This window comes from Sphingomonas sp. LHG3443-2 (assembly GCF_049896405.1).
GTDB lineage: Bacteria > Pseudomonadota > Alphaproteobacteria > Sphingomonadales > Sphingomonadaceae > Sphingomicrobium.
In genome coordinates, this window is the sequence record NZ_JAFCUG010000001.1 from 1,768,969 (window position 1) to 1,793,327 (window position 24,359).

The window sequence follows — 24,359 nt, forward strand, 5'->3', positions numbered from 1 at the left end:
ACAGCATGGCCGTAGCCGCACCAGCCAATCCGACAACGGCCGCCACTGACGGCGTCAACGCGCCCGAGCTGCGGTATTTCGTGTTCGCTTTGTTCTTCATCTTCGGCGGCATCACCAGCCTCAACGACGTGATCCTGCCCAAGCTGAAAGAGCTGTTCACGCTCAACTATACCCAAGCGATGCTGGTGCAGTTCTGCTTCTTCACCGCTTATCTGGTGATCGGCATCCCGGGCGCGCAGCTGGTGAAGCGCATCGGCTATATGCGCGGAGCGATGACGGGGCTGCTGGTGATGATGGCCGGCTGCCTGCTGTTCATCCCGGCCTCACGCACCGCGACCTACGGGCTGTTCCTGTTCGCCCTGTTCGTGCTGGCAAGCGGCGTGGTGGTGGTGCAGGTGGTCGCCAACCCGCTGATCAGCCTGCTCGGGCCGGCGAGGACGGTGCACAGCCGGCTGACCTTTGCGCAGGCGTTCAACAGCCTTGGCACCACCGTGTTTCCGATCGTGGGCTCGGCGCTGATCCTGGGCGGACTTGCGGGTGTCAGCGCGTCGGACTTCAGCGGGGCGGAGCTGGAGGCGTATCGCACTGCGGAAACGCAGGCGATCTCGAACACCTACATCGGCCTTGCTGCCGCGCTGCTGGTGATCGCGGGCGCGGTGTTCCTGTTCCGCAATCGGCTGCCGAACGAGCAACACGAGCGAAGCTCGCCGCTGGCCGGCTTCTCGCTGCTCAGCCGCAAGCGCTTCGGCTTTGGTGCCTTGTGCATCTTCCTCTACGTCGGCGCCGAGGTCTCGATCGGAAGCCTCATCGTCAACTACCTCCAGCAAAGCCATGTCCTCGGGCTGACCGAGCGTGCGGCGGGCGACATGATCTTCATCTACTGGGGCGGCGCCATGGTCGGCCGCTTCATCGGCAGCTGGTTCCTGCGGATCATGAGCCCCGGACTGATCCTCGCGACCGTCGCTGCGGGCGCGATTGCGCTGCTGGCGATCTCCACCAACAGCAGCGGCGCGGTCGCAGCCTACAGCCTGCTCGGCATCGGCCTCATGAACTCGATCATGTTCCCGACCATCTTCAGCCTCGCCTGCGAAAAGCTTGGCGCCCGCGCCGCGGACGGATCCGGGATCATCAACATCGCCATCTTCGGCGGCGCAGTAATCCCGCTGCTGACCGGCATGCTGGCCGATGCGAGCGGCAGCCTGGCAATCGCGCTGCTGCTGCCGGCCGCCTGCTATGCCGTCATCGCCGGCTATGGCTTCTACGCGCGGCGGCCGGCCTGATTGCTTCACACACGGACGAGGATCAGCGAGACGTTGTCGGGCGCACCGCGCTGCAGCACCAATTCGACCAGCCGATCAGCAATGGCGTCGAGCGTGCCGGTCTCCAGTTCGGCGGCAAGATCGTCGTCCGGCACCACTCTGGTTAGACCGTCGCTGGCCAGCAGGAATAGGTCGCCCTGCCGGGCATCACCGGTGGCGACCTCTAGCTTCAGGTCCTCGGACACGCCTACGGCGCGGGTCACCACATTCGATTGAGGATGATCCTGCGCCTCGTGCGGGTGCAGCATCCCGGCGTTGACAAGCTCCTGCACCAGGCTGTGATCCCGCGTGAGCTGCACCAGCTTGCCACCCCGCCACCGATACGCCCGGCTGTCGCCCGCCCAAAGGCACCGCATCTCCGCTCCGGAAATTGCGAGAGCGACCACCGTGCTGCCGATCGTTCGCGGCAGCCCATCGCCGCGGGCGAGCTGGATCAGTTCGTGGTTGACCTGCTGTAGCGACGCAGCGGCTGAACCAATGAGTTCGTCCACATCGTAGACGATCGGCAAGTGCTGCAAGGCATCGGAGATCTTGCTGCTGGCGACGTCGCCCGCCTCATGCCCGCCCATGCCATCGGCCACCGCCCACAGGCCCCGCTCGGTCCGGATCATGAGCGAATCCTCGTTCACCCGGCGCTTCAACCCGACGTGAGTTCGACTGACGCATTCAAAGGCCATCGCGTGCACCCCGCTCGAGGTTAAGATGACTAGCATTTGCAAGCCATTTATGCGATCCAGTTTAGCAGTTCGTGAGGGCTGATCACGCATGAGCAAGGCGTATTCGAACAAGGCCCTGCCGCCGGGAACGGTGCTGCGCGAGTGGCGGCTGGAAGAGGTCCTTGGCGTCGGCGGGTTCGGCATCGTCTACAAGGCGCGCGGAATCTACTTCAACGAACTGGTCGCGATTAAAGAATATTTCCCGAGCTCGATCAGCGAGCGGGACGAGGAAGCAACGGTTGTTCCGATCGATTCCGATGCCGAGGAAGTCCACGCGCTCGGGCTGAAGAAGTTCGTCGAAGAAGCCAAGCTGCTGTGGAACCTCTCCACGCCGAGCCGGCACCCGAACATCGTCAGCGTCCGCAGCCTGTTCGAGATTCACGGCACCGCCTACATGGTGATGGACTTCGAGGACGGAACCTCGCTGTCGCGCCTGCTCAAGAACAGCCAACGGTTCAACGAGCGCAGCTTGTGGGACATTATCGCCCCGATCTCGGAAGGGCTCGACCGGGCGCACCGGGTCGGCGTTCTTCACCGCGACATCAAGCCGCCCAACATCCTGATCACGCCTGAAGGCCGTTCGGTGCTGATCGACTTCGGTTCTGCGCGGTTCGATACGGCGGAGGCGACCAGCACGCAGGTCACGTTCCACACGCCGCCCTACGCGGCGATCGAACAATATGTGAAAACGTACAGTCAGGGCCCGTGGACCGATATCTACGCGCTTGGCGTGGTGCTGTACGAATGCGTCACCGGGGCCAAGCCGCCGGAGGTGCTGGAACGGCTGCATGGTAGGCAGATTTCGCCGCTTAGTGCCGGCAAGTGGCCGGGCTACAGCAAGAAGTTCCTGGCCGCGATCGATCGGGCGATGACGATCAAACCTGAGGAACGGCCGCAGTCGATCACCGAATGGCTCGCGCTGTTTCCCCAGGTCTCTTCGGCAAACGTAAGCGACGCGGAGGATGAGGAGCGCACGCGCTTCACCATCAACGAGGTGGCGGTACAGGAGATCGTCCCGGTGGCACCGCCCGCCGAAGCTGCGGACGTGCCGATCGAGACGAACGTCCCCGCCGAACCGGGCGCGGCGAGATTTCGGCGCGCGGGTGAAGATCCCAGTCTGGCGCAAAAGGCCGACCAAGCGGCGGCCGCTGCGGGAGGTAGCGCTGCCGCAGCTGCTGCGGCGTCGGAGGTCAAGGAGGAGGAACCAGACAAGATCGCGAAGCCTTCGAGCGCTCCCGTTACGGCGGCGGCGCCTGCGAAGCGAAGCAAGGGCCTGCTGGCGGCGGGTGTGGCAGCGGCCGTGCTTGCGGTGGGGACCGCAGGATGGAACCTGCTGCCGAGGACCGATCCGGGCGCAGACGGCCCGTCGTCAGAGGAGATCATCGATACCTCGGTGCCGGTCGCCTCTTATTCCGGACCGGACACCGGCATGTTCGCATCGGGTCTCAAGACCCTGGCTGACGAGGCGCGGGCCGCTGATGCGCCCGTCGCCGCGATCGACGCGCTTGCCGCCGCCGGCGACAAACTTGGCGAGGACCAGGCACAGGTGCAGACACTCCTTGGCGAGGCTCAGCGCGCGGGAGAGGCCGCCACCTTGCAGGCGTCCATGAATGAGCTGGCGATGCGCTCCGACAAGGCGTTTGCCTCCGCGCTTGCGCAGGACGCAGCGGCGCGGCGGCAACGACTGGCCGGCGCCGTGCCGTGGACCGCGCAGAGCGGCGCGGTGCCGAGCGGTGCGGCGGAACGCACCTATCTTGCGCGCCTCAACGATCAGTGGGCCGGGCTTCAGACCGCCGCGCAAGCGGTGGCGGCGGCGTCCGACGGGTCAGCCTCGTCCGCCGCCGCGCGCGATCTGCTTGCCCGCTATCGTGCGTTGCGATCGACCTTGGCCAGTGTCCACGCAGCCAAGCTCGCCGCACCAGCGGAGACACCGAAGGCAGTTGTCCCGAAAGCTGTGACCCCCAAGCCTGCGCTGGCCGCCGCCGCACCTGCAGCAGCAACTGCACCAGCGCCAGTCGTCGCGCCTGCGGCGGCCAGTTCGGAAAATGCGTCGGCAGCCAAGCTGGGCGAGATGAACGGCATCATCGATGAAGCGCGCGGAATGGCGCGGCAGGTGATGCGGGCGGATCGGGGTGAGAATGGGCGCCTGGCGCGCGGCTATGACGATTATCTCAAGGTGCTGAAACGCTCTGCCCGCACGGCGCGAACGAACGCCCAGGCAGATACGATCATCACCAGTGCCAAGCGAACGCGGGCCTATCTCGTGTTCCTGGTCAAACAAACCCAAGCGCAATAGCCGTTCAGGCCGTGTGGCAATCCTGGCAGTGACCCCGCGATGCTGCTGACCTCAATCGTCGCGATCGCCCTGATCGGCGGCTGCCTCCTCGTCCACTTGTGGGTGCTGGAGCGCCTCGGTCGGTGGGTCTACCGGCGCCGGGACGAACTTCGTCACCCGCTTCCGATTGTCCTGACGACCCTGTTCCTGGCGCACCTCTTCGAGGTCTTTCTTTATGCCCTTGGTCTGTCGCTGCTCGACTGGGCCGGTGAAGGAGAATTGACCGGCGCGATCGTTGGCGGGCCGGGTTGGTTCGCAGACCATTTCTATTTTTCGATCGCATCCTACACGACGCTCGGCATCGGAGACATATTGCCGCACGGCAACATTCGCATCCTCGCCGGTCTTGAGGCGCTGAATGGGCTGGTGCTCGTCGCCTGGAGCGCGTCCTTCACCTACCTCATCATGGAGCGGCTGTGGGGGCGCCACGGCCCTGACGACAAACTTTGATCAGGAGGGAATCTCCAACGAGCGCTCGCGGTAGGTGATCGTCCATTCGTTGAGGTCCGCGAGCATGATCGAAGCTGCATGCCCGAACTCACGTGCAAGGTCTTCGGCGTCCGACACCCTGCCGAGCCTTGCCGCCGACGTATCGAAGGCGGCTGCAGAACTGATCGAGCGGCTGGCGGCCAGCAGATGCTCGCCGTGGCCGCGCAGGCCGAACACCGCTGCGCCGACCGCCGGCAGACCCGCGGTGAGGAAGATAAAGGCATTGGTCAGCGATTTGGCGACGTCATGGAAGAAGACGTAGCCGACCAGATACAGGCAGCAGACGCAGATCACCGCGCCGATGAGAAAGCTTCCGACCTCGTGCAGGCGATGGTCGAGCTTGGTCATGCGCGCGGCATTGACGCGGTGATATTGTGCCTGCGGGACGATCTGTTCTTCACTGAACCGGCTTGCCAGGCTGAAGATTTCGGCAGGTTCGATGGAGCCTGTGGGGCTGTCCATCTCGCGCCAGATGGCGGCCGCGTACCAGCGGGTCCAATCGGCACCTGTTTCGCGGTGGGCACTTCCGCGTACGAAGTCGCTTCGGAAGGGCGTGCTGATCAGCCCGGTCCCCTTGAGATAGAATAAAGGCCGGAGCGATTCGGCGAGATGCCGGTATTGCAGCCAGCGCCGGTGCCACTCGCCTTCGGTGCCCGCCCGCGTGTTGAGGAACAGCAGCCCGATCGCACCGAGTTCGGCTATCACCAGGAACACCTTGGCTGCCGGGAACAGCAGGCCAACGAGGGCCAGCAGCACTGCCAATGCCGACAAGATGTAGTTCGCGACATGCCCACTGCGAAACATCTGGGCGTAGCGAATGGCGAGCAGATTGGCCCAGGCGTAGGTCGCGAGATCCGGTCGCCGGCTGCGGTCGAGCGCGGGCAGCGGGGCTTCGCGCCAGGCCGCCGATGGCAGGGGCTTCACCGCAAGGCTGCTGAGGAGGAGTGGATATTCCAACCGCCAATTGAACGTCCGCGTGGTCTCGGCGAAGAAATCGGCAATGTGCTGCCGCTCGTCACTGGTGTGCGGAAGAAGGGTGTCGGCGAGCAGCGCGTCATACTCATCGGGCGTGCCGAAGGCAGCGACCGCTGCCGTTCCCGCTTCACCATCGGTCAGCAGCCGAAGCAGGCCGCTTTCGCCGCCGCTTCGGTCCACCAATATGTGGATCACGGGAACCGAGTTGGCGAGCGCCTGCTCCACCACCTGGCCGGTCCCTCCGAGTCCATTTGCCGCACCGCCATCCCAGATGGCGATCAATATGTCGGCGGCCGCCACGACTGCTTTGCCGACCAGCACATAGGCGCCTTCTTCTTCCGAGCGCTGACCCGGGAGAGAGAAAAGCTGGTCGGCGGCTTCCAGCTCACGCTCGAAATCGGCCCGTTCGACATTCTCGGTGAAGTCGGCGCGATATTCGTCAGGGGCAAAGGGCAGCAGCGCCCTGATCTGAAAGTTGCTGGCCCGGGCACTGCGAGCGGCCATCTGGTCGGCGCCAGAGGCAAGGGGGGTGTGCAGGCGAAGCTGGGGCGAAGCGGCATCGAACAGGGTCGGCTCGCGCCGATGCAGGCGGAGCATTGCCGCTGCGAGCTGACGAAAGACGTCGTCCACCACGGGCACGAGGTCATCGATGAGATCGGGAGGAAGGATGGAGGCCCGGTGACCGGTAATTCCAACGTTGAGCGTGAGCCGCGGCCGCGGCGGATGAGCTGATGCCAGATAACCCCCCTTTACACACCGGCCTTAGCCGACGGCCTGCCTCCGTTCGGTCACCACCTGCGCGCTGCGCACCTGATGGCGCATCGATACCGTGCCGACACTCAGGACAGAGCCCACCGCAAGCGATGCGGATCGCTCCACCCGCTTCCCATCGACAAAAGTGCCGTTGGTCGATCCAAGGTCGGTGATCTTGAGATTGCCGCCGTCGAGTTCGACCATGCAGTGCGAGCGCGACACCTGGCGATCCGAAAGGATGATGTCGGCGGGCGGTGCACGGCCGATCCGCAACCCTTGCGGCGAGACGATGTAGCGGCGTTCGCCATGCTCGTCCGTGCAGATCTCGAGGCAATGGAAATGGTCCTGGCGATCGGCGCCGACAAAGAATTGGGTCGCCTGCGAATCGTCATTGTCCTGCGGGAGCACCGCGCCCTTGGTGGCACGCGCAGGGCTTTGGTGCAGCGGAAGCGCGGAGGAGAAGGGCAGGGGTCCGGCGGCCGATGGCTCCGAAAGCGCAGGTGCGGCTATCGCATTGCGATCGCGAACTAGCCGCCGGACGTCGTCCACCAACCCTTGCCAGCGCCCATCGGCGTTATCGCCGGCCCAATCGGCAAGATCGTTGGTGTGCGTCAGTTCAAAGATGATCGGGCGTTCGCATTGTTCGATGATGACCGGGATCAGCTTGCCCTGGCGATCGGCAAGGGTCGCTTCGGCGCGAACCCAGCGCGAGGCGACCGACCGCGGCGACCACAGCACGATCGCTGCGGCGGCGGCTCGCAATTCCCGCTCGATGACCTGATCGAAGCTTTCGCCCGAGTGGAGCGCAGCGTCCCACCAGACCGAAAATCCCTCGTCCTCGAAGCATTTGGCGAAATGCCGCGCAGCAGCGCGGTCGCTTCGGCTGTAGGAAATGAAGATGTCGCGCCCGGCCAACCCACGCCCCTGCTCAGAAGTGTCGCTTATCTGGTGACTCGAAGCCTCGCGAGATGCTTAACCAATGTTTATCACATCGCCGAAGCGATGACGACTCCAAACCAAGGGTCCTTCGCGTCAGAAGTCCATGGAGGCGGATGCGCGGAAGGTCCGGGGCTGTCCCTGGAGAAGCGACGTGCCGAATGTCTCGAACGCCGAGGCCCAGTAGCGCTTGTTCGCCACGTTATCGACGCCCGCACGAAGGGTGAGTGGCCGGCCGCCGACCAGCGTCACATAGCGGGCACCAAGGTCGAAGCGCGTCCAGCCATCGATCTCGAGCTTGTTGTCGGGATCGACCGGCTGCTCACCCGTGGCGATGACCCGGGCGGTCAGGGTCAACCCGCGGGCCGTGGGCACGTCCCATTCGACGTTGGCGTTGGCGAGAAGATGGGGAACGCCCGGGACGTCCTTGCCATCCTGCAAGCCGCCTGCGGTGTTGCGGAACTCGGCATCGATCCACGATCCGCCGGCGATCAGCCGCAACCCGCGAGCGATCTCGCCGTCCAGCGTCAGTTCGATACCCTGATTGCGCTGGTCGCCGAACAAGCCGAAGCGAAGCTGGCCGGGCGCGTTCGGATCGGCGATCGCGAAGCCGCTCGGGCGAGTGATGCGGAAGGCGGCAAGGCTGCCGTTCAGCCGTCCGAAGCTTGCCTTGGCGCCCGCCTCATATTGCACCGACTTGATCGGTGCGAACACTTCGCCCGGATTGCTGAGCAAGGGATCGATCGGCGCAATCGGTCCCTGCTGCAGCCCCTCGATCCGGTTGGCGAACAGCGACAATCCCGCGCGCGGCTTTAATACCAGGCCGACAACCGGGGTCACCGCGCTCTTGTTGTAGCGGTTATCGAACAAGCCCCCGTTGTAATAATCGTAGCTCGTCACCTTGATCTGCTGATGACGAAGGCCGCCGGTCAGCAGCACGCGGTCGCCGGCAAGGCCGATGGTGTCCGATACGAACAGGCTGGTCAGGCGCGCGCGGCCGATCGGGAAAGGATCGTCGAGGTCGCCTCCGACGAACCCTGACGCAGGCAGTGGCACGTCGGGCGTATTGTAGAGATTGGTCGCATAGCCCGCCAAAAAGTCGAACGCATTGCGATTGACCTGGCGGATGTGACTGATGCCGGCGTTGATCTCGTGAGTGATGCCGGCAAGCGCGAGCTTGGCGCGGATGCCGGCCTGGCCCGCTTCATTATTGTCGGTGCGCGGCACCAGCGTGCCCGATCCGGTTGCCGATCCATCGATGCCGGTGACGGTGATGCCGCCATATACGCCATCTTCCGATCCGTCGCGGGCGCCGGCCTGCGCATAGAGGAGGACGTTGTCGGCAACGTCCCATTCGGCCCTGGCGAGGCCGAACAGATCCTCCAGTTCGGTATAGGTCCACGGCTGCGCATAGTTCGCATCGGCTCTCGGCACGCGAGGGATGAAGCCGGTGACCGCCACCTTGGGCCGAAGCTGCTCGACCCGGATCTTCTGATAGCCGAGATCGAACGACAGGCGCACGGCGCTGCCACGATAATCGAGGCCGAACCCGAGGAGGGTGGCGCGGCGGTTCTCGTCCTCGATCGCGACCTCGCCGCGACGATGCGCGCCGTTGACGCGGACCCCCCAAGTGCCTCCGCCGAACCGGCGCGCGACGTCGAAGCTGGCCCCGACGTGACCATCCGACAGATAGCTGGCGGTGGCCCGCGTCAGGTCTCGGCGGGCACGCTTGGGGACGAGGTTGATGCTGCCGCCGATCCCCGATCCGCCCGGCGCCGCGCCGTTCAGGAAAGCGGTCGCTCCGTTCAACACCTGCACGCTGTCGTACAGCTCCGGCGCAACCAGCTGGCGCGGGGTGATGCCGTAAAGGCCGTCCAGGCCGACATCATCCCCGAACAGGGTGAAGCCCCGGATGACGAATTGTTCGGAGGCATTGCCGAAGCCGTAGCTGGTGCGGATGGTGGGATCATTCTCCAGCACCTGCCCGAGGCTTTGCGGCTGCTGGTTGTAGATCAGTGCGTCCGAATAGCTGCGAATGCTGAAGGGCACGTCTTCGGCCGGCTTGTCGCCAAGGATGCCGACCTGTCCGGCGCGGCGGACATCGGTCTGGTTGTTGCGCTGCGCGGTGACAACGACGTCCTCGCTGGTTGCCGCCTCCTGAGCCAGGGCGGGCGTCGGCAGGGCGGCGCAGGCGAGCAACAGAAAGCGGTTCGTCACTTGGAGAGATCCTTTGGAGAAGATGATCGTGCCACTGCCCAGATGACAGCGGTCACTGGGGTCAGCAGTGCGAGTGAGGACAGGTGGTCGCGCCAGCCTTCGCCGGTGAGGGCGATGACCAGACCGGCAAGACTGAGCAGCGCCAGCAGCACAGGAAGAAAGAAGGTCAAGCGGATCATTCGGCGGGGCTCACCGAAGGCTCGATCCGGCCGCCGCTTGTCACTTCGGAAAGGCGCTGCGGCAGGCTCGAGTGGCGACGGCCGAGCCATAGGTAGACGCCCGACCCGAGCACCACGATGGTGAAGAGCGTCAGCGCCGCCCACAGGAGCTTCAGCGGCAATCCGCCATAATCCCCGAAGTGCAGCGGCTGGCTTAGTTGCAGCGCCTTCATGCTCAGCGGCATGGGACGGACATCGGTCAGCGTGCTGGACTCGGCATCGATCAGCGCCGGGATCAGCAGCCGCTGCGTGACCGGAGTGTCGCCCTGGAAGAAGACGGCATAATGGTGACCACTGCTGTACGAGCCGCCCGGAAAGGCAATGAACTGCGGGTTGTTGCCGGGTAGCGCCGCACGCGCGGAGGCCATGGCCTTGTCTAGCGAACCGTAGCGGGAAGGGGGCAGCGTGGCGGCGCCCGCCTCGCGCCCGGTCATCTCGGCCAAAGCGCTGGTCCGCCACTGGTCGACCAAGGGGGTCGCCAGCGCGTTGATGATGCCAGTGACCCCAACCACCGTCATCCACGCAAAGGCGGTGATGCCGAGGAGATTGTGCCAGTCCAGCCACTTCAAACGGCGGCTTCGGCTGGTGCGAAGCGTCCCGAAGTCGAGCTTGCGCATGAACGGTGCGTAGAGAACCACGCCGGAGACCAGAGCCGCGACGAACAACACGCCCATGGCGCCGAGGAACAGCATGCCGGGCAATCCGAGGAACATGTCGGTGTGGAGTTCCAGGAGGAAGTCCATGAACCCTTCCTCGCCGGGCGGGGCGACCAGCCGGCCGTTGGTCCGATCGAACAACAGCAAGGTCATGTCGGTGGCATCGGCATTTGGATTGGGACCAGTGGTGACCGTCAGCATCGGGCTTTCATTGTCGAACGCCATATAAAGCGGCACTTCCCCGGGCCGCTCTGCCAGCGCTCGTCCGAGCATGGTGTTGAGCGACAGCAGACCGGGCGCGTTCGACGACGAGGCCGGTCCGCTCAACGGCGGCGTGTCGCTGGTGAGGGTGTCGATCTCGTCATGGAAGATGAGTGGCAGCCCGGTCAGGCACAGCATCAACAGGAACAGGGTGCAGACAAGGCTCGTCCACTTGTGGACCAGATACCAGAACCGGATTGCCGACCGCGTCATGGCGGCGCCTTTAGCCGCTATTGCGAAGCAGTTGCAACAGCTGTGTCAGTGTTCGCTTAGTCGTTCAGCCATTCAGCGCTAATGGAACCCCGGTGTCCATCAGGCGCAAGGGCGGCGCGCAGGGCTTCGAGATGAGGCGGCAGCGCCTGAGTGAACGCATACGGCGGGTTCACGATGAACAGGCCTGCGCCATTGTAGATGCCGGGCTGGTCGGCGTCGTACAGCCAATGCTCGATCACCAGGAACTTCGGAATGGCCAGCCTGCGAAGTTGCTGCTTCCACCGTTCATGAGTGTCGCGATCCTTGAGTGGGTACCAGATCACCGTCACGCCATGCGCCCATTTGCGATGCGCAGCGGCCAGCGTGGCAGTGATACGGGCGCGCTCGTCGGTCTGCTCGTAAGGCGGATCCACCACTACGACACCGCGCGATGTCTTGGTTGGCAGCATAGCCAGCCAAAGCTCATAAGCGTCGCGCTCGTGCACGGCGGCAGGCGTGGCGCGCATCGCGGCGCGCAGGGCAACAGCATCTTGCGGATGCTTTTCGTTCAGGATCAGCACGTCCTGCGGTCGTAGCAGTTGCGACAGAATGCGCGGGGAGCCGGGATACAGGCGCGGCTCGCTTGCGACATTCACCGCCTTCACGGCGGCCCGATAGTCGTCGAGCAAGGGATTGGCGTCGGTAAAGGCCCGCACCACACCTTGCGTAGCCTCGCCGGTCCGCTGGCTCGTCTCACCCTCCAGATCATACAGCCCGCAGCCGGCATGCGTGTCGATCAGGGTCAGCGCTCCCGGCTTCTGCTGCAAGGCGCGGACAAGAGCGATCAGCAGGCTGTGCTTGACCACATCGGCGCTGTTTCCAGCGTGAAAGGAATGACGGTAGTTCATGGATCTTTCGGTGATGTGCCTACAGTCGGCGTGCCGCGCTAGACAGCGATTTCCTTGAACTCACCCGGCGATATGTCGGCGACGGTCCACTCGCCGACCGACCAGCGAACCAACCTCAACGTGGGCAGGCCTACCGCGGCGGTCATCCGGCGCACCTGCCGATTACGGCCTTCGCGAATGGTGATCCTGAGCCAGCTGTCGGGAATGGACTTACGCGCACGGATCGGCGGGTTGCGCGGCCAAAGGTCCGGTTCTTCGATGCGCGCGATCTCGGCCGGCCGGGTCATTCCGTCCTTGAGCTCGACGCCCCAGCGCAACTGTTCCAGCTGGTTCTCCTGCGGCTCGCCCTCGACCTGCACGAGGTAGGTCTTGGGCAGCTTGAACCGCGGATCGGCAATGCGCGCCTGCAGCTTCCCGTCATCGCACAGCAACAGCAGCCCCTCGCTGTCTCGATCGAGCCGGCCGGCGGGGTAGACGCCTTTCACGTCGATGAAGTCCGACAAAGTCGAGCGAACCGTTGGCGAGCCGCGGTCGGTGAACTGCGACAACACGCCGAACGGTTTGTTGAACAGGAGCAGCCGGGCCATGACCGCCGCTTATCGTTTGATCGCGTCGCTGTCTCCCGGCGGTTCGCCCTGACGCGCTGCCCCGCGACTATCGGCTTGCGCGAGGGCACCAGATTTGCAGCTTGTCATTCGCTCGCGCCGCGCATAGCCTTGCGTAATCAAACCCGCTTCGATTGGGACGTTGGCGATCGTCTACATACTTGGCGGTTGGCAGAGCGACTTCGGACGCAATTGGAGCCGCGAAGGGCTGGATATCGCCGGCGCGTTTTTGGAGGCGCTGAACCACGGCCTCGCCGAGACTGGCCTGGAGCCAAAGGATATCGAGACCGGCCACGTCGGCAATTTCGTTGGTGAGCTTTTTGCGGGGCAGGGGCTGCTTGGCGGCTTCTTCGGTCTGGTGCATCCTGATTTCGACGGATTGCCGACATCTCGTCACGAGGCGGCTTGTGCAAGCGGCAGCGTAGCAATCCTCGCGGCCACGGCCGAGATCCTCGCCTGCGTGCTCGGCATCGAGCAGATGCGCAACGTGCCGGGTAAGACGGCGGCCGAGCACCTCGGGGCGGCGGCGTGGACCGGAAAGGAATTTGGCGACGCCGATTACGTCTGGCCGCGGGCCTTTTCCGACTTGGCGGAGGAATATGACACCCGCCATGGCCTTAAATACGGGCATCTGATGCGGATCGCCGAGATCAACTTCGGCAACGCCAAGCGCAATCCCGACGCGCAGACCCGCAAGTACGGCTTCACCGACAAGAGCTTCACCGCTGACGACGAGGCCAATCCGGTGGTCGAGGGGCGCACCCGCAAGATGGATTGCGGTCAGGTCACTGACGGAGCGACGGTGATCTTCCTGGCGTCCGACGAGCGGGCTCAGCGTTATGCCCGGGAGCGCGGCATTCCGCTGTCGAGCCTGTCGCGGATCAGCGGCTGGGGGCATCGCAGTGCCCCCATCGGCTACGATCACAAGGTCAAGGCAAGCGCAGGGCAGCCCTACGTCTTCCCGCAGGTGCGCCGCGCCATCAAGGATGCGCGCCGCCGTGCCGGCGTCCAGCTCAAGGACATCTCAGCGATTGAGACCCACGACTGCTTCACCGCTACCGAATATATGGCGATCGATCATCTTGGCCTCACCGCGCCCGGCGAAAGCTGGAAGGCGATCGAGGAAGGCGTGATCGAGATGGGCGGATCATGCCCGATCAATCCCTCGGGCGGGCTGATCGGGCTCGGCCATCCCGTCGGCGCGACGGGCGTGCGCATGCTTCTCGACGCGCACAAGCAGGTGACCGGCACGGCCGGCGACTATCAGGTCGAGGGCGCCAAGCGCGTCCAGACCCTCAACATCGGCGGATCGACCACCACCACCGTCAGCTTCATCGTGGAGCAGGCGGCGTGATGCATCTTGAGCGGCGACCGTTACTCGCTGCCCTTGCCACCCTTCCATTTCTTCCCGCCCCGGCGTTCGCGAGGAAACCAGCAATGACCAGAATGCAGCAGTTCCAGGCCGTGATCGATGGGTGGAAGCGCAAGGACGTCGACTATGTGCTCAGCCAGATGACGGACGACGTCGTGTGGCATTATGCCGCCGCCATCGCGCCGGTCGCCAAAGGAAAGGATGCGGCGCGGGCCTTCATTGACCAGTTCGGCAAGAACATCGGCGAAGTGCGCTGGCGGATCTTCCACCACGCGGAGGTCGGCGACCGCCTGTTTGTCGAAGGCGTCGACGAATATACCACCAAGGACGGGATCGCGATTGCGGCGCCCTACGCCGGGGTGATCGAGTTTCGCGGCGACAAGATCAGCGGCTGGCGCGACTATGTCGACCGGGGGGTGATCGAGGCGCAAAAGGCCGGCGGCGGCTGGACCGAGCAAGTCAAGGAGCTGGTTGGACGGCCGGCGCAATGACGGTCGCGGAGAAGGAGCGCGTCGTTGCGGAAGGCGATTGGCGCAAGGCGCCGTTCCGCCATGCCGAGTTCCTGCCGGTCGATCTCGACCTGAAGCGCGATGCCGATGGCACGATCCGTCTGACCACCAACCACCCGTACCAACCGATCGACGGCAATCTCGCACGAGCCTTTTTGGCCATGGCAGAGAAGAAAGGTGATGCGCCGGCGCTGGCCGAGCGCGACGAGGGTGGCGAGTGGAAGCCGACCAGTTTTCGCGAGCTTGCCCGCAATGTGCGCGGCGCGGCGCAATGGATGATCGATCACCTGCCGCCGCGCGGCGTGCTGGTGATCATGGCCGAGAACAGCGTGGCAGTCGCGACCATGACCTTTGCGGCTTTTGTTACGGGCCGGATCCTGTGCCCTGTGAGCCCGGCTTATGGCATCGCTGGCGGCGACCATGCGCGGCTTCGGCACGTGTTCGCCAAGGTGAAGCCGGCAGCCATCTTCCTCGATCCCAAAGCGCCCTACGCCAAAGCGCTGCAGGAGATCGGCGCCGACTGCCAGATCATTTCCACCGACCCGTCGGTGTTCGGGAATGCCGTGGCCTTTGCCGACGTCATCGTGACCGAACCAACCGAGGCGGTGGATGAAGCCGTCGCGGCTGTCGATCCTTCCGCGACCGGCTCGTACATGATAACCAGCGGCTCGACCGGGCTGCCCAAGGTGGTCGAGCAGTCGCTCGACGCGCTGGCCGCCAACACCGCGCAGGGGATCGGCCTGATTGGTCGCGCCGCGGGATGGGATGACGAGATGCTCGACTGGTTACCGTGGCATCATGCCGCGGGCGCGTCGGTGCTGCGCGCCGGGCTGATGCTGGGGGGCACGCTGCATATCGACAGCGGTAAGCCCGCGCCCGGCCTCTTCGAGCGCTCGATTGACAACCTGCGCAGCAAGAGCGTCGCTTATTTCAAAACGTGCCGCTCGGCTACGCCATGCTGGTCGATGCGATGGATCGCGACGAAGTCCTGCGCGACACCTTCTTCGCGAAGATGCGGCTGATGCTCTATGGCGGAGCGGGGTTGCCGCAGCCGGTCTACGATCGCCTGCAGCAGCATGCGGTGGCCGCCACTGGGCACCGCGTCCACATGACCACCGGCTACGGCATGACCGAGACGGTGTCGGGCTGCTGCGCCATTCACTTCGAGACCGACAAGGTCGGGATCGGCCTTCCCGGGCCGGGCGTCGATATCAAGCTGTTGCCCAACGGCGCGCGCTACGAAGTGCGGCTTAAGGGCCCGATGCTGATGAGCGGCTATCTCGACGAGCCGAAGAAGACCGCTGCGGTGTTCGACGAGGAAGGTTATTACCGGACCGGCGACATGGCCGTGTTCCATGATGAGGCACATCCCGAACAGGGCCTCGCCTTCGCCGGGCGGATGGCGGAGGAGTTCAAGCTCACCAACGGCACCTGGGTTTATGGCGGGCAGCTGCGTGAGGCGCTGCTGAAGGCGCTGTCGCCGCTGGTCACCGAGATCGTTCTGGCGGATGACAACCGACCGTTCTTAGGCCTGTTGGTATGGCCCAAGGCCGATGCCCCCGCGGATTTGCTGAACCAGCTCGTCCAGCGGCTGCGCGACTTCAACGCGGGGCAGCAGGGTGGGTCGGCGACGATCCGGCGGGTGGCGATATTGACCAGCCCGCCTTCGGTCGATGCGCACGAGATTTCGGACAAAGGGACGATCAACCGCCGAGCGGTGCTCGACCACCGCAGCGACCTTGTTGAGCAGCTCTATGCCGATGCGCCGAGCCCGGGCGCTCTGCCTCAAAGGCAAGGACGTGACGCCCGTCGACAGCTTCTGGGCGTTCGGCATGGTGGTGATGGCGGTCAGCAGCTTCTTCCTTGCGGACGGGCTGCACGAGCGAAAGCTTCTCCTGCTTGGCCTGTGCGCGCTGTGGGGCATCCGGCTCGGCAGCTACATGCTGTGGCGGTGGCGCGATCATGGCAGTGACCGGCGTTACGTCGCGCTGCTCGGCAGGGCCGAAGCGCAGCGCGGATGGAGCTTCGCCAAAGCGTCGGCACTGCTGGTCTTCGCCACGCAGGCACCCTTGCTGTTCATCGTCTGCCTGCCGGTGCAATTGGGACAGATCGCCGCGCAGCCGCCCCTGGGCACGCTGGCGTGGATCGGCGCGGCTTTGAGCCTGTTCGGGATCGCCTTTGAGACGATTGGCGACGCGCAGCTGGTGCGGTTCAAGCGTGATCCCGCCAACCAGGGGCAGGTGATGACCAGCGGACTGTGGCGCTACACCCGCCATCCCAATTACTTTGGCGATGCCTGCGCCTGGTGGGGCATGTATCTGATCGCGGCCGAGACGAGCCCAGGTGTATGGAGCTTCATCGGCCCCGCGCTGCTGACCTGGACGCTGATGAAGTGGTCGGGCGCGCCGACGGTCGAACGCAAGATGACCAAGACCAAGCCCGGCTATGCCGACTATGTGTCGCGGACCTCGGGCTTCGTACCGTGGCCGCCCAAGCGCTCCGTCGCCTAGCGGCCGAACGCCCGCAGCTTCGCGCCCGCCGCGCTGTCGATATATTCGTCGAGGCGGGTGATCTTGCCGTCCTTCATCTTGACGACGACGCAGGCGTCCATCTTCCACGGCGTGCCGTCGGGCAGGGTCGCGGAAAGGATGTGCTGCTGGACGAAACCATCCTTGAGCGGTTCACGGCGGAGGACCGTGTATTTGCGGTCGGGGAGGGTGCGGATGAACCATTCCAGCACCTTCACATTGTCGTCGATCGTCTGCTCCACCCCGTCGGTGTTGTGCCAGATCACGCCGCCCGGCGCGTAGCAGGCGCGCATGCGGTCGGCGGCGCCCTGCTGGACGGCATCGACGAAGTCGGCGGCGAAGGCTTCGATTTCCTGTTCGGTCATGCGGGCGTTCCTGTGTTGAGAAGGCGGGCACGGCCGTCGTTCCAGCCGCGCTCGAGTTGGTCGATGATGGCGGCGACCGGCTCGACCGCCTGCACAGCGTGGAGGCCTTGGCCCGCCGACCAGACATCCCGCCAGCGCGCGCCGGTTGGGGCGGAATAGTCGCGCTTGGCGGGACTATCGAGATTGTCGATGTCGTAGTCGGCTTGGGCAAGCGAGGGCTTGAGCCAGGAAGCGGCGGTGCCGGTTATCGCCGGGCTGACCAGAAGGTCGGTGGCGACGGACGCGATGACCATCGCCTTGTACCCCTCGCTTGCCCGGCTCTCTTCCGATGCAAGGAAGCGGGTGCCCATGTAGACGAGGTCGGCGCCGGCCGCGACCGCGCCCGCCACCGCCGCCCCATCGGCGATCCCGCCGCCGAGGCAGACGATGCCGTCGAAAAAGCTGCGCAGCACGGCGAGGAAGCTGAAGGGCGACAGGCTGCCGGTATGGCCGCCGGCGCCTGCCGCCACTGCCACGAGGCCGTCGGCACCCGCCGCTGCCGCCTTGCGTCCAAGCGTCTCGCTGACGACGTCGGCTAATACGATCCCGCCATAGCCATGCACCGCTTCGACCACGGGGGCCGGGCTGCCGAGCGCGGTGATGACGATCGGTGGCTTGTGCTTGGCGACCAAAGCAAGATCGTCGGCGAGGCGCTGGTTGGTCGAGTGGGTGACGAGATTGGCGGCCCACAGGCCGGGCGCATCGGCGCAACCGGCGGCGATTTCTTCCATCCAGCGATCAAGTTCTTCGACGGTGCGGCAATTGGGTGTCGGAAAGGCGCCGACGATGCCGCTGCGGGCGGCCGCGACCACCATCTCGGGCCCGGTGACCAGGAACATCGGCGCGGCGACGACCGGCAGGCGGAGGCGGGCGAGGAGCGGGTGGGTCATGCGAGGCGCTCCACCACCATCGCTGCGCCGACGCCTTGCGCCCCGGTCGCGACGACCGCGCCGATGGTTTCGTCAGCGGCTTCGGGGACATCGAGCAGCGTTGACAGAAGGATCGCCCCGGTGGCGCCCATCGGATGCCCCTTGGCGAGGTGGCCGCCGGAGACGTTGACGCGATCCTCGGCGATGCGGCGCTCGCGAAGGAAGCGGGCGATCACCACCGCGAAGGCTTCCATGAATTCGATGCGACCAACGTCGGCGAGCGACAGGCCGGCCGCGGCGAGCACCTTGTCGAGCGCCGCGAAACCCGCGGTCAGGCTGTCGCGAGGATCGCCTCCGGCTTCGGCATAGGCGAGGATCTTTGCGCGTGCGCCGGTGCCGTCGCGGCCGACCAGCGCGAGCGCGGCGCCGTCGGCCATGGGCGACGGTATGGCGATGGTCGATTGACTTGGCTTCGAGCGGTCCGGAGTAGGCACCGGCCATGGCGGCGAAAGCGGGATCGAGCGCGGCGAGCTTCTCGGTAGTGGTCGGGCGCACGGCTTCGTCGCGGTCGAGACCTCCCACAGCGATGCGCGAGCGCTGGAAGGCGGAATTGCCTTCCGCGGCTGCGGCAAGGGTCTGCGAACGCAGCGCCGCCGCGTCCAGCTCGGCGCGGCCGATGCCTTCCTTCTCGGCCAAGAGGTCGGCGGCGAGGGCGACCGGGATGTAGCGTAGCCGCGGCTCGAATTCGGTTGCCTCGTAGTAGGTCGCGCGGTCGGCCATGAAGGGCACGTGGCTCATCATCTCGACTCCGCCGGCGAGCGCGCGGTCGATCTGCCCAGCCTCGATTGCGGCAGCGGACTGTCCGATCGCGCTGAGGCCCGAGGCGCAGTAATTGTTGAGCGTGTGGGTGACGGTCGTGTCGGGAAGCCCGCTCGCGAGCTTGGCCACCATGCCGACATGACCCCCTTGCGCACCGACCTGACCGACGCAGCCCAGAGCCAGCTGATCGACCCGCCGCGCGTCGCTCCCGCGCTGTTCGAGCGCATCGACGAGCCGGGCGACGAGGCCGTGCGGCGTCTGGCTGGCAAGGCCGCCATCAGAGCGGGCTTTGCCGCGAGGGGTGCGGACGGCGTCGTGAATGAAGACGGTCATGCGGCGCTCCACACGGCGGGCGGGCGATAGGCGAAGAAGCCGGGCGGAGCGGCGATGACGTCGGGGATCGCCCGGACCGCGACCGCGACCACCGCGTCGGTCAGCGCGCGCGAGGGCGGCATGGCGGGATCGGCTTCGGTGATATCGAGGGTCATGGTGATGGTCGGGCGGCCGGTGATCTCGATCTTCCAATGCCCGAGCGTGTCGGGGCCGTGGAGCGACGGGTCGGCGGTCCACAGGATCGACATCAGGATCTCCGGACCGGCCTCGGTCAGCGCCGTCCAGCGCCATTCGGTGGCGGCGACGCGGCCTTGCTCGATCTGGCCGGCGGCGATGGTGAGGGGCGCAGGCGCAAGCGTGAGCTGGTGATCGGGGCAGATCTCGCGCACGCTCGTACCAAGTTCGGCCGCGGCGAAATGAAGCACTTCGGAGAAGAGCTGGCCGTAGAGCTCGGCGAGCGGGCCGGAGCGGATATCAGTGGTGGCCGGGTCGCTGTTGAAGCCCATCAGGCCGAATACGAAGTCGGGCGAGGTCATCGCCGAGGCGTCAACCGTCTCGAACACCGCCAGCCGCTTCAGGTCGTGGCTCATCGCGGTGGCGGCGAGCGCCAGCCGCTCGACAATCAGCCCCGGGTTCACGCCGCCCCCGGCCAGGGTAACGCCGCCTTCGAGCGCCGCATCGTGGAGGCGTCGGACATAATCTTCGCCATGGGCTTGCGGAAAGTGGAAGCCCGCAACCGAAATGACGTTCTTGCCGCTCCGCAGCAGCGCGGCGACGTCGTCGACCAGCGCGTCATAGGGAAGCGTGATGCGCGGCATGTGGAGGACGAGGTCCGCATCGAGATCGAGGATCTGCTGCCGGTCGTTGGTAGCAGCGACGCCGATGAACCGCGCCGCGCGATGTTGCCGAGGTCGCTACCGTTTTTGCGGTCGCCATAGACGAACCCGCCGACGAGCCGGTGACGTGGAGCGTCGAGGATCCCGCGGATCGAGGTCCGCCCCATCGACCCCGTCGCCCAGTGCACGATTGTCGCCACGTTTCGTCTTGCCCCGCCTGCCTGTACCTCTGGCCTAGCCAACTTGCCTGCCGGTGTCAGTATATTTATGAAAGTTGGCAGCGGGCCGTTGGCGACCACGGCCTAGGCCCATGGAGGACCAATGTTTCTCACTCCCCCCCGAGCGTATTCGCGCCTTCGAAGACAAGGGCTGGTGGAGCGGAGACAATGTCGTCGCTGCCTTGCATTCGGCGGTTGCGCAGGGGGGGTGACGCGCTGGCGCTGGTCGATCCGCTCAACCGCGAGGCGCTAGATGGACGCGCGCCCGAGCGGCTGAGCTGGAACGAGGTGGCCGAGCGAACCGAGCGGCTGGCGGCGGCGCTGCTTGCCCGCGGATTGCGCAAGGACGACATCGTGGTCGCGCAGCTCCCCAACATGGTCGACGCGGTGCTGCTGTTTCTCGCCTGCGCACGGCTGGGGCTGATCGTCTCGCCAGTGGTCATGCAATATCGCGTGCACGAGCTCGCCTTCATCTCGGCCCAGACCAGGCCGCGACTGCTGGTGGCGGTGCCGAACTTCGCCGGCTTCGATCACGCCGCGCAGGGGCGCAAACTGGGGCTCGAAGTGGCGTTGTTCGGTGATGGCAACGGCGACCTCCGGTCCGAGATGGCGGAGGTCGACCCGGCCACTACAGCGACCTATGTCGCCGAGAACCCGACCGTTGGCGGCGAGGTGCTGACCATCTGCTGGACGTCGGGCACGGAGTCGCGGCCCAAAGGCGTGCCGCGCGATCATAATCACTGGATCTTGAACGCGCATGTGGTCGCGCAAGGGACAGGGATGGTGCCGGGCGACACGTTGCTCAACCCCTTTCCGCTGGTGAACATCGGGTCGATCGGCGGGCTGGTCATGCCGTGGCTGACGCTCCCAGCGCGGCTGGTGCTGCACCATCCGTTCGACCTCGGCATTTTGCTCCAACAGATCGAAGCGGAGAAGGTGACCTACACCATCGCGCCGCCGGCGGTCTTGACCGCGCTCTTGAAGCAGCCGGCGCTGATGGAGAAGTTCGACTTGTCGTCCTTGCGCGCGATTGGATCGGGCTCGGCGCCGCTGTCCCCGTGGCTGATCGAAGGCTGGAAGGCGCGCGGCATCGAGATCTGCAACATCTTCGGGTCGAACGAAGGCGCCTCGCTTTATTCGAGTGCGGTCGACGTGCCCGACACCACCGACCGCTCGCGCTACTTCCCGCGCTTTGGGGTCGAGGGGCACGGCTGGAGCGGGCTCAACCACGAGGCACTGCGGACCCGGCTGGTCGATCTCGAAACCGGCGAGGAGATCGAGGAGCCGGGACGGCCGGGAGAGCTGCGACTGAAAGGCGCGACTTTGTTCGGTGGTTACTGGCACGGGCCGGAAATCACCGCTGCGGCGTTCGACGAGGAGGGCTGGTTCCGCACTGGCGACCAGTTCGAGATTGCGGGCGACGGCAATCTCAAACGCTTCTACCGCTTCGTCGGGCGATCGAAGGAAATCATCGTGCGCGGCGGGGTCAACATCTCGCCGGCCGAGCTCGATGATCTGCTCGCCGGACTGCCCGGCAGCCGCGAGGCGGCAACCGTGGGCATACCCGATGCGGACCTAGGCGAGCGGGTCGCGGTGGGCATCGTTCCGACTGAGGGCGCAAACCTATCGATCGCCGAAGTCAGCGCGTTCCTGAAGGAGCGCGGAGTGGCAGTGTTCAAGCTGCCCGAGCGGCTGGTGACGCTCGACCGGCTGCCGCGCAACGCGATGAACAAGGTGGTCCGCTCGGAGCTGCGCGAGGCGGTGCTCGCGAAGCTGTAAGGCGACTCAGCCGGCGGCCTGGAGCCGGGCGATCTCGTCCGCGCGGGCCTTGCGCAGGCTTGTCCGGTCGACCCAGTGGGCGTGGGTTCCGCTCGACAACTTGTGCGGAAGGGCGATGCGGCAGACCGAGCCATCGGCGAAGCGCTTGGCGTCGATCAGGATGCACTCGCTGGTGCCGCGGTTTTCGTCGATGATGAAGCTGACGAGATAGCCATCGTGCTCGTCGACCGCACTGATGCGCGGCGCGAAGGGGGCTTCGGAGCCGTAGCGGCCGGGCTCGAGCTTGTGCTTGACGAAGCCTTCGAACAGGAACCAGCCGGGCTTAGCGAGGGTGGAGTAAGCGTAGCGGTACTTCTTGCCGGCGTACTTCTGGTTGATCATGCCGAACTCGACCGTGCGGTCGTCGAGCCGCTCCTCGCGGGTGGTGCCGTCGGCGAGATTAAGCGCCAGCGGTGCAGCTTGGTGCTGAGCGCATGGCCGTCGAGATAGCTCATCAGGTGTCCGTGCGCGCCGGCGTCGGGCTGCGGCTTGGGCGTCGGGTTCTCCTGGAAATAGCCGTCGACGATCACCTCGTTGCCTTCCTCATAGGCGTTGAGGAAGTGGAGGACATAGGTCGGCGCGGCTTCGAACCAGCGGATCTGGTCGGCGCTTCCGTGACGCGGGATGAGCGCGAAAACGCGCGGGTATCCCTTCGTGCAGACGGACCGCGTGGAGGCCGCGGGTCTTGATCAGCTCCTGGTCCCAGAACACCGGCAGATCGTTCAGGATCGACCAGTTCTTGGAGAAGATCATGTCGTGCGGAAGCCGCGGTCCGGGAAGCGGCACGGGCGTGTAATGGACCAGCTTCCCACTCGCATCGACCACACCGTAGTGCATGTAGGGCGCGGATTTGAAGTAGTTGAAGAACAGCAGTTCGCCGGTCTCTTCGTCGACCTTGGGATGGGCCGATACGCCGTCCAGCGGCACCCATGAGGCGACTCCCGACTGGTCGAGCGTCTCGGGATCGAGGATATAGCCTTCGCCGCACTGGTAGAAGGTGGCGATCGCCTTGCCGGCGTGAACGATAACGTCGGTCGACGCGCTGCCCTTGAGTCCGCCATGCGCGCCGAAGCCCGGACGTTTGGACACCGCATTACCATCCATCAACCCGCCCCACAGCGAACCGCCAGCAATCTGCTCGGCTTCGAAGCAGCGGGTGCGGATGAAGCGGTTGCGGTAGGTGGCTGTGCCATTCGAGAAGCTGATCTGGTGGATCATGCCGTGCCCGTCGAACGGATGGTGGCGGCCGAGCGGCTGGTGGACCTGATTTTCGGTGTTGCGAAGGTAGTTGCCGTCGATGTCGGTCGGGATCGTGCCTTCGATCACCTCGAGGTCGGTGGCGTTCACCTCCTCGTGGAGCGGGGTCCACGCTCCGTTGAGATAGGGATGGTTGCTCGGCTGCAGCGAGGAGACGACGGGCGGGAGCTGTTCGACTTTCATGGACGCACTTCCGGGCAAAGGAGGTTGCCACAGAATTACGGTGGTAAGTTCGATTGCGCAAGTCTATCGACAATCTTCTTGACGCAACCCCCGCTGCCATACAGTCCCACTTTCATAACAATATCGAGGAGGCCGTATGAGGACGTTGGCGAGGGGATTCCTCCTGTTGCTGGCGGCACTGTGCCTGCCTCAGGCGGCCTCAGCCGCACCCACAGCGAAACCAGCCAAGGAGAGCCGCATGAGCCAGGATCCCGTCGATGTCGTGATGCAGATGATCAAGGCGTGGGACGACCGCGACGGCGACAAGATCGCCGACCTGTTTACCGAGGACGGCGTGCTCCATTCGATGATGATCGACCCGATCAAGGGGCGCGAAAACATCCGCCCGCGAATGAAGTTCCTGGTCGACAACGCGACCTACATGAAGATCGAGCCGCGCAACATCGCGGTGAAAGGCAACACGGTTTTCCTCGAACGGACCGACAACTTCACCTTCAAGGGTCATAGCGGCAAGGTGCCGGTGGTCGGTGTGCTGGAGATCCGCGACGGGAAGGTCGCCGAATGGCGCGAGTATTACGATCGCAAGGAGTTGCTGGAGGCGATGGGGGTCGGCGAAGACTTCTAGGCGAAAGG

Annotated in this window: 22 protein-coding genes and 3 pseudogenes; 10 read left to right on the forward strand and 15 right to left on the reverse strand. The window is 65.2% G+C overall.

Features of this window, described 5'->3' with window-relative positions; all coding sequences use genetic code 11:
- Positions 1-5 precede the first annotated feature (5 nt).
- Entirely contained in the window at positions 6-1,280 is a 1,275-nt protein-coding gene (locus ACP69Z_RS08820) for a sugar MFS transporter (RefSeq protein WP_426267131.1), read from the forward strand.
- 5 nt (positions 1,281-1,285) lie between these two features.
- Here ACP69Z_RS08820 and ACP69Z_RS08825 read toward each other — a convergent pair whose 3' ends face one another.
- Positions 1,286-2,179, reverse strand: coding sequence for a PP2C family protein-serine/threonine phosphatase (locus ACP69Z_RS08825; RefSeq protein WP_426267132.1), 894 nt, complete (start codon positions 2,177-2,179; stop codon positions 1,286-1,288).
- Here ACP69Z_RS08825 and ACP69Z_RS08830 point away from each other — a divergent pair.
- Both ACP69Z_RS08830 and ACP69Z_RS08835 read left to right on the forward strand, forming a co-directional pair.
- Positions 2,085-4,331 carry a serine/threonine protein kinase gene (locus ACP69Z_RS08830; RefSeq protein ID WP_426267133.1) on the forward strand — a complete coding sequence of 749 codons (2,247 nt, stop codon included), beginning with the start codon at positions 2,085-2,087 and terminating at the stop codon, positions 4,329-4,331. The genes ACP69Z_RS08825 and ACP69Z_RS08830 overlap by 95 nt on opposite strands.
- Before the next feature lie 39 nt (positions 4,332-4,370).
- Positions 4,371-4,820 (forward strand): ion channel, encoded by a 450-nt coding sequence (locus ACP69Z_RS08835; protein ID WP_426267134.1) that lies wholly within the window; start codon positions 4,371-4,373, stop codon positions 4,818-4,820.
- Here ACP69Z_RS08835 and ACP69Z_RS08840 read toward each other — a convergent pair whose 3' ends face one another.
- The 7 genes from ACP69Z_RS08840 to ACP69Z_RS08870 all read right to left on the reverse strand — a co-directional run bounded on the left by ACP69Z_RS08840 (position 4,821) and on the right by ACP69Z_RS08870 (position 12,562).
- Positions 4,821-6,464, reverse strand: coding sequence for a hypothetical protein (locus tag ACP69Z_RS08840; protein ID WP_426267135.1), 1,644 nt, complete (start codon positions 6,462-6,464; stop codon positions 4,821-4,823).
- 132 nt (positions 6,465-6,596) lie between these two features.
- Positions 6,597-7,502, reverse strand: coding sequence for a TIR domain-containing protein (locus ACP69Z_RS08845; RefSeq protein ID WP_426267136.1), 906 nt, complete (start codon positions 7,500-7,502; stop codon positions 6,597-6,599).
- 117 nt (positions 7,503-7,619) lie between these two features.
- The gene (locus ACP69Z_RS08850) at positions 7,620-9,740 is read right to left on the reverse strand and encodes a TonB-dependent receptor (protein WP_426267137.1); all 2,121 of its coding nucleotides are present in this window, start codon (positions 9,738-9,740) and stop codon (positions 7,620-7,622) included.
- Positions 9,737-9,919 (reverse strand): hypothetical protein, encoded by a 183-nt coding sequence (locus ACP69Z_RS08855; RefSeq protein WP_426267138.1) that lies wholly within the window; start codon positions 9,917-9,919, stop codon positions 9,737-9,739. Before ACP69Z_RS08855 ends, ACP69Z_RS08850 begins: the two co-directional genes overlap by 4 nt.
- Positions 9,916-11,088 (reverse strand): PepSY-associated TM helix domain-containing protein, encoded by a 1,173-nt coding sequence (locus ACP69Z_RS08860; protein ID WP_426267139.1) that lies wholly within the window; start codon positions 11,086-11,088, stop codon positions 9,916-9,918. The genes ACP69Z_RS08855 and ACP69Z_RS08860 overlap by 4 nt, the downstream gene beginning before the upstream one ends.
- 56 nt (positions 11,089-11,144) lie before the next feature.
- Positions 11,145-11,975 carry a 23S rRNA (adenine(2030)-N(6))-methyltransferase RlmJ gene (locus tag ACP69Z_RS08865; protein ID WP_426267140.1) on the reverse strand — a complete coding sequence of 277 codons (831 nt, stop codon included), beginning with the start codon at positions 11,973-11,975 and terminating at the stop codon, positions 11,145-11,147.
- 38 nt (positions 11,976-12,013) lie between these two features.
- Positions 12,014-12,562: a pseudouridine synthase gene (locus ACP69Z_RS08870; protein ID WP_426267141.1), complete on the reverse strand. Its 549-nt coding sequence runs from the start codon at positions 12,560-12,562 to the stop codon at positions 12,014-12,016.
- Positions 12,563-12,722: 160 nt separating this feature from the next.
- Here ACP69Z_RS08870 and ACP69Z_RS08875 point away from each other — a divergent pair, with 160 nt between their 5' ends.
- The 5 genes and pseudogenes from ACP69Z_RS08875 (at position 12,723) to ACP69Z_RS08895 (ending at position 16,971) form a co-directional block, all read left to right on the forward strand.
- Entirely contained in the window at positions 12,723-13,934 is a 1,212-nt protein-coding gene (locus tag ACP69Z_RS08875) for an acetyl-CoA acetyltransferase (protein WP_426267142.1), read from the forward strand.
- Between the two features lie 83 nt (positions 13,935-14,017).
- Entirely contained in the window at positions 14,018-14,443 is a 426-nt protein-coding gene (locus ACP69Z_RS08880; RefSeq protein WP_426267143.1) for a nuclear transport factor 2 family protein, read from the forward strand.
- A complete protein-coding gene (locus ACP69Z_RS08885; protein WP_426267144.1) occupies positions 14,440-15,483 on the forward strand; it encodes an AMP-binding protein in 1,044 nt (347 codons plus the stop codon). Before ACP69Z_RS08880 ends, ACP69Z_RS08885 begins: the two co-directional genes overlap by 4 nt.
- Positions 15,432-16,163: pseudogene (locus ACP69Z_RS08890) on the forward strand (AMP-binding protein); the annotation flags it as partial. The gene ACP69Z_RS08885 and the pseudogene ACP69Z_RS08890, both read left to right, overlap by 52 nt.
- A gap of 139 nt (positions 16,164-16,302) precedes the next feature.
- Positions 16,303-16,971 carry a DUF1295 domain-containing protein gene (locus ACP69Z_RS08895; RefSeq protein WP_426268075.1) on the forward strand — a complete coding sequence of 223 codons (669 nt, stop codon included), beginning with the start codon at positions 16,303-16,305 and terminating at the stop codon, positions 16,969-16,971.
- Here ACP69Z_RS08895 and ACP69Z_RS08900 read toward each other — a convergent pair.
- The 5 genes and pseudogenes from ACP69Z_RS08900 to ACP69Z_RS08920 all read right to left on the reverse strand — a co-directional run bounded on the left by ACP69Z_RS08900 (position 16,968) and on the right by ACP69Z_RS08920 (position 20,232).
- Positions 16,968-17,354 carry a nuclear transport factor 2 family protein gene (locus ACP69Z_RS08900; protein ID WP_426267145.1) on the reverse strand — a complete coding sequence of 129 codons (387 nt, stop codon included), beginning with the start codon at positions 17,352-17,354 and terminating at the stop codon, positions 16,968-16,970. The two genes, ACP69Z_RS08895 and ACP69Z_RS08900, sit on opposite strands and share 4 nt — an antisense overlap.
- Positions 17,351-18,283 carry an NAD(P)H-dependent flavin oxidoreductase gene (locus tag ACP69Z_RS08905; RefSeq protein ID WP_426267146.1) on the reverse strand — a complete coding sequence of 311 codons (933 nt, stop codon included), beginning with the start codon at positions 18,281-18,283 and terminating at the stop codon, positions 17,351-17,353. The genes ACP69Z_RS08900 and ACP69Z_RS08905 overlap by 4 nt, the downstream gene beginning before the upstream one ends.
- A complete protein-coding gene (locus ACP69Z_RS08910) occupies positions 18,280-18,699 on the reverse strand; it encodes a hypothetical protein (protein WP_426267147.1) in 420 nt (139 codons plus the stop codon). The genes ACP69Z_RS08905 and ACP69Z_RS08910 overlap by 4 nt, the downstream gene beginning before the upstream one ends.
- 115 nt (positions 18,700-18,814) lie before the next feature.
- Positions 18,815-19,414, reverse strand: a pseudogene (locus tag ACP69Z_RS08915) (beta-ketoacyl synthase N-terminal-like domain-containing protein); the annotation flags it as partial.
- Complete coding sequence (locus ACP69Z_RS08920) at positions 19,411-20,232, reverse strand: hypothetical protein (protein WP_426267148.1); 822 nt, start codon at positions 20,230-20,232, stop codon at positions 19,411-19,413. The pseudogene ACP69Z_RS08915 and the gene ACP69Z_RS08920, both read right to left, overlap by 4 nt.
- A 431-nt stretch (positions 20,233-20,663) precedes the next feature.
- Between ACP69Z_RS08920 and ACP69Z_RS08925 the strand changes: the two genes are divergently transcribed.
- The gene (locus tag ACP69Z_RS08925) at positions 20,664-22,247 is read left to right on the forward strand and encodes a class I adenylate-forming enzyme family protein (RefSeq protein ID WP_426267149.1); all 1,584 of its coding nucleotides are present in this window, start codon (positions 20,664-20,666) and stop codon (positions 22,245-22,247) included.
- Positions 22,248-22,253: 6 nt separating this feature from the next.
- Here the strand turns inward: ACP69Z_RS08925 and ACP69Z_RS08930 are convergent.
- Together ACP69Z_RS08930 and ACP69Z_RS08935 are read right to left on the reverse strand one after the other, a co-directional pair.
- Positions 22,254-22,912: pseudogene (locus ACP69Z_RS08930) on the reverse strand (carotenoid oxygenase family protein).
- A complete protein-coding gene (locus tag ACP69Z_RS08935; protein ID WP_426267150.1) occupies positions 22,830-23,726 on the reverse strand; it encodes a carotenoid oxygenase family protein in 897 nt (298 codons plus the stop codon). The pseudogene ACP69Z_RS08930 and the gene ACP69Z_RS08935 overlap by 83 nt, the downstream one beginning before the upstream one ends.
- Positions 23,727-23,964: 238 nt before the next feature.
- On the opposite strand from ACP69Z_RS08935, the gene ACP69Z_RS08940 reads away from it, so the two are divergent.
- Positions 23,965-24,351, forward strand: coding sequence for an SgcJ/EcaC family oxidoreductase (locus ACP69Z_RS08940; protein ID WP_426267151.1), 387 nt, complete (start codon positions 23,965-23,967; stop codon positions 24,349-24,351).
- The last annotated feature ends 8 nt before the right edge of the window (positions 24,352-24,359 follow it).

What these genes read in the sequence shown, in the direction of transcription:
- ACP69Z_RS08820 (WP_426267131.1), top strand. Translation starts at nt 6, where the DNA reads ATGGCCGTAGCCGCACCAGCCAATCCGACAACGGCCGCCACTGACGGC.
- ACP69Z_RS08920 (WP_426267148.1), bottom strand. Translation starts at nt 20,232, where the DNA reads ATGCCGCGCATCACGCTTCCCTATGACGCGCTGGTCGACGACGTCGCC.
- ACP69Z_RS08935 (WP_426267150.1), bottom strand. Translation starts at nt 23,726, where the DNA reads ATGAAAGTCGAACAGCTCCCGCCCGTCGTCTCCTCGCTGCAGCCGAGC.
- ACP69Z_RS08895 (WP_426268075.1), top strand. Translation starts at nt 16,303, where the DNA reads ATGGCGGTCAGCAGCTTCTTCCTTGCGGACGGGCTGCACGAGCGAAAG.
- ACP69Z_RS08860 (WP_426267139.1), bottom strand. Translation starts at nt 11,088, where the DNA reads ATGACGCGGTCGGCAATCCGGTTCTGGTATCTGGTCCACAAGTGGACG.
- ACP69Z_RS08870 (WP_426267141.1), bottom strand. Translation starts at nt 12,562, where the DNA reads ATGGCCCGGCTGCTCCTGTTCAACAAACCGTTCGGCGTGTTGTCGCAG.
- ACP69Z_RS08855 (WP_426267138.1), bottom strand. Translation starts at nt 9,919, where the DNA reads ATGATCCGCTTGACCTTCTTTCTTCCTGTGCTGCTGGCGCTGCTCAGT.
- ACP69Z_RS08900 (WP_426267145.1), bottom strand. Translation starts at nt 17,354, where the DNA reads ATGACCGAACAGGAAATCGAAGCCTTCGCCGCCGACTTCGTCGATGCC.
- ACP69Z_RS08825 (WP_426267132.1), bottom strand. Translation starts at nt 2,179, where the DNA reads ATGCCGAACCCGCCGACGCCAAGGACCTCTTCCAGCCGCCACTCGCGC.
- ACP69Z_RS08905 (WP_426267146.1), bottom strand. Translation starts at nt 18,283, where the DNA reads ATGACCCACCCGCTCCTCGCCCGCCTCCGCCTGCCGGTCGTCGCCGCG.
- ACP69Z_RS08830 (WP_426267133.1), top strand. Translation starts at nt 2,085, where the DNA reads ATGAGCAAGGCGTATTCGAACAAGGCCCTGCCGCCGGGAACGGTGCTG.
- ACP69Z_RS08880 (WP_426267143.1), top strand. Translation starts at nt 14,018, where the DNA reads ATGACCAGAATGCAGCAGTTCCAGGCCGTGATCGATGGGTGGAAGCGC.
- ACP69Z_RS08885 (WP_426267144.1), top strand. Translation starts at nt 14,440, where the DNA reads ATGACGGTCGCGGAGAAGGAGCGCGTCGTTGCGGAAGGCGATTGGCGC.
- ACP69Z_RS08865 (WP_426267140.1), bottom strand. Translation starts at nt 11,975, where the DNA reads ATGAACTACCGTCATTCCTTTCACGCTGGAAACAGCGCCGATGTGGTC.
- ACP69Z_RS08940 (WP_426267151.1), top strand. Translation starts at nt 23,965, where the DNA reads ATGAGCCAGGATCCCGTCGATGTCGTGATGCAGATGATCAAGGCGTGG.
- ACP69Z_RS08835 (WP_426267134.1), top strand. Translation starts at nt 4,371, where the DNA reads ATGCTGCTGACCTCAATCGTCGCGATCGCCCTGATCGGCGGCTGCCTC.
- ACP69Z_RS08910 (WP_426267147.1), bottom strand. Translation starts at nt 18,699, where the DNA reads ATGGCCGACGGCGCCGCGCTCGCGCTGGTCGGCCGCGACGGCACCGGC.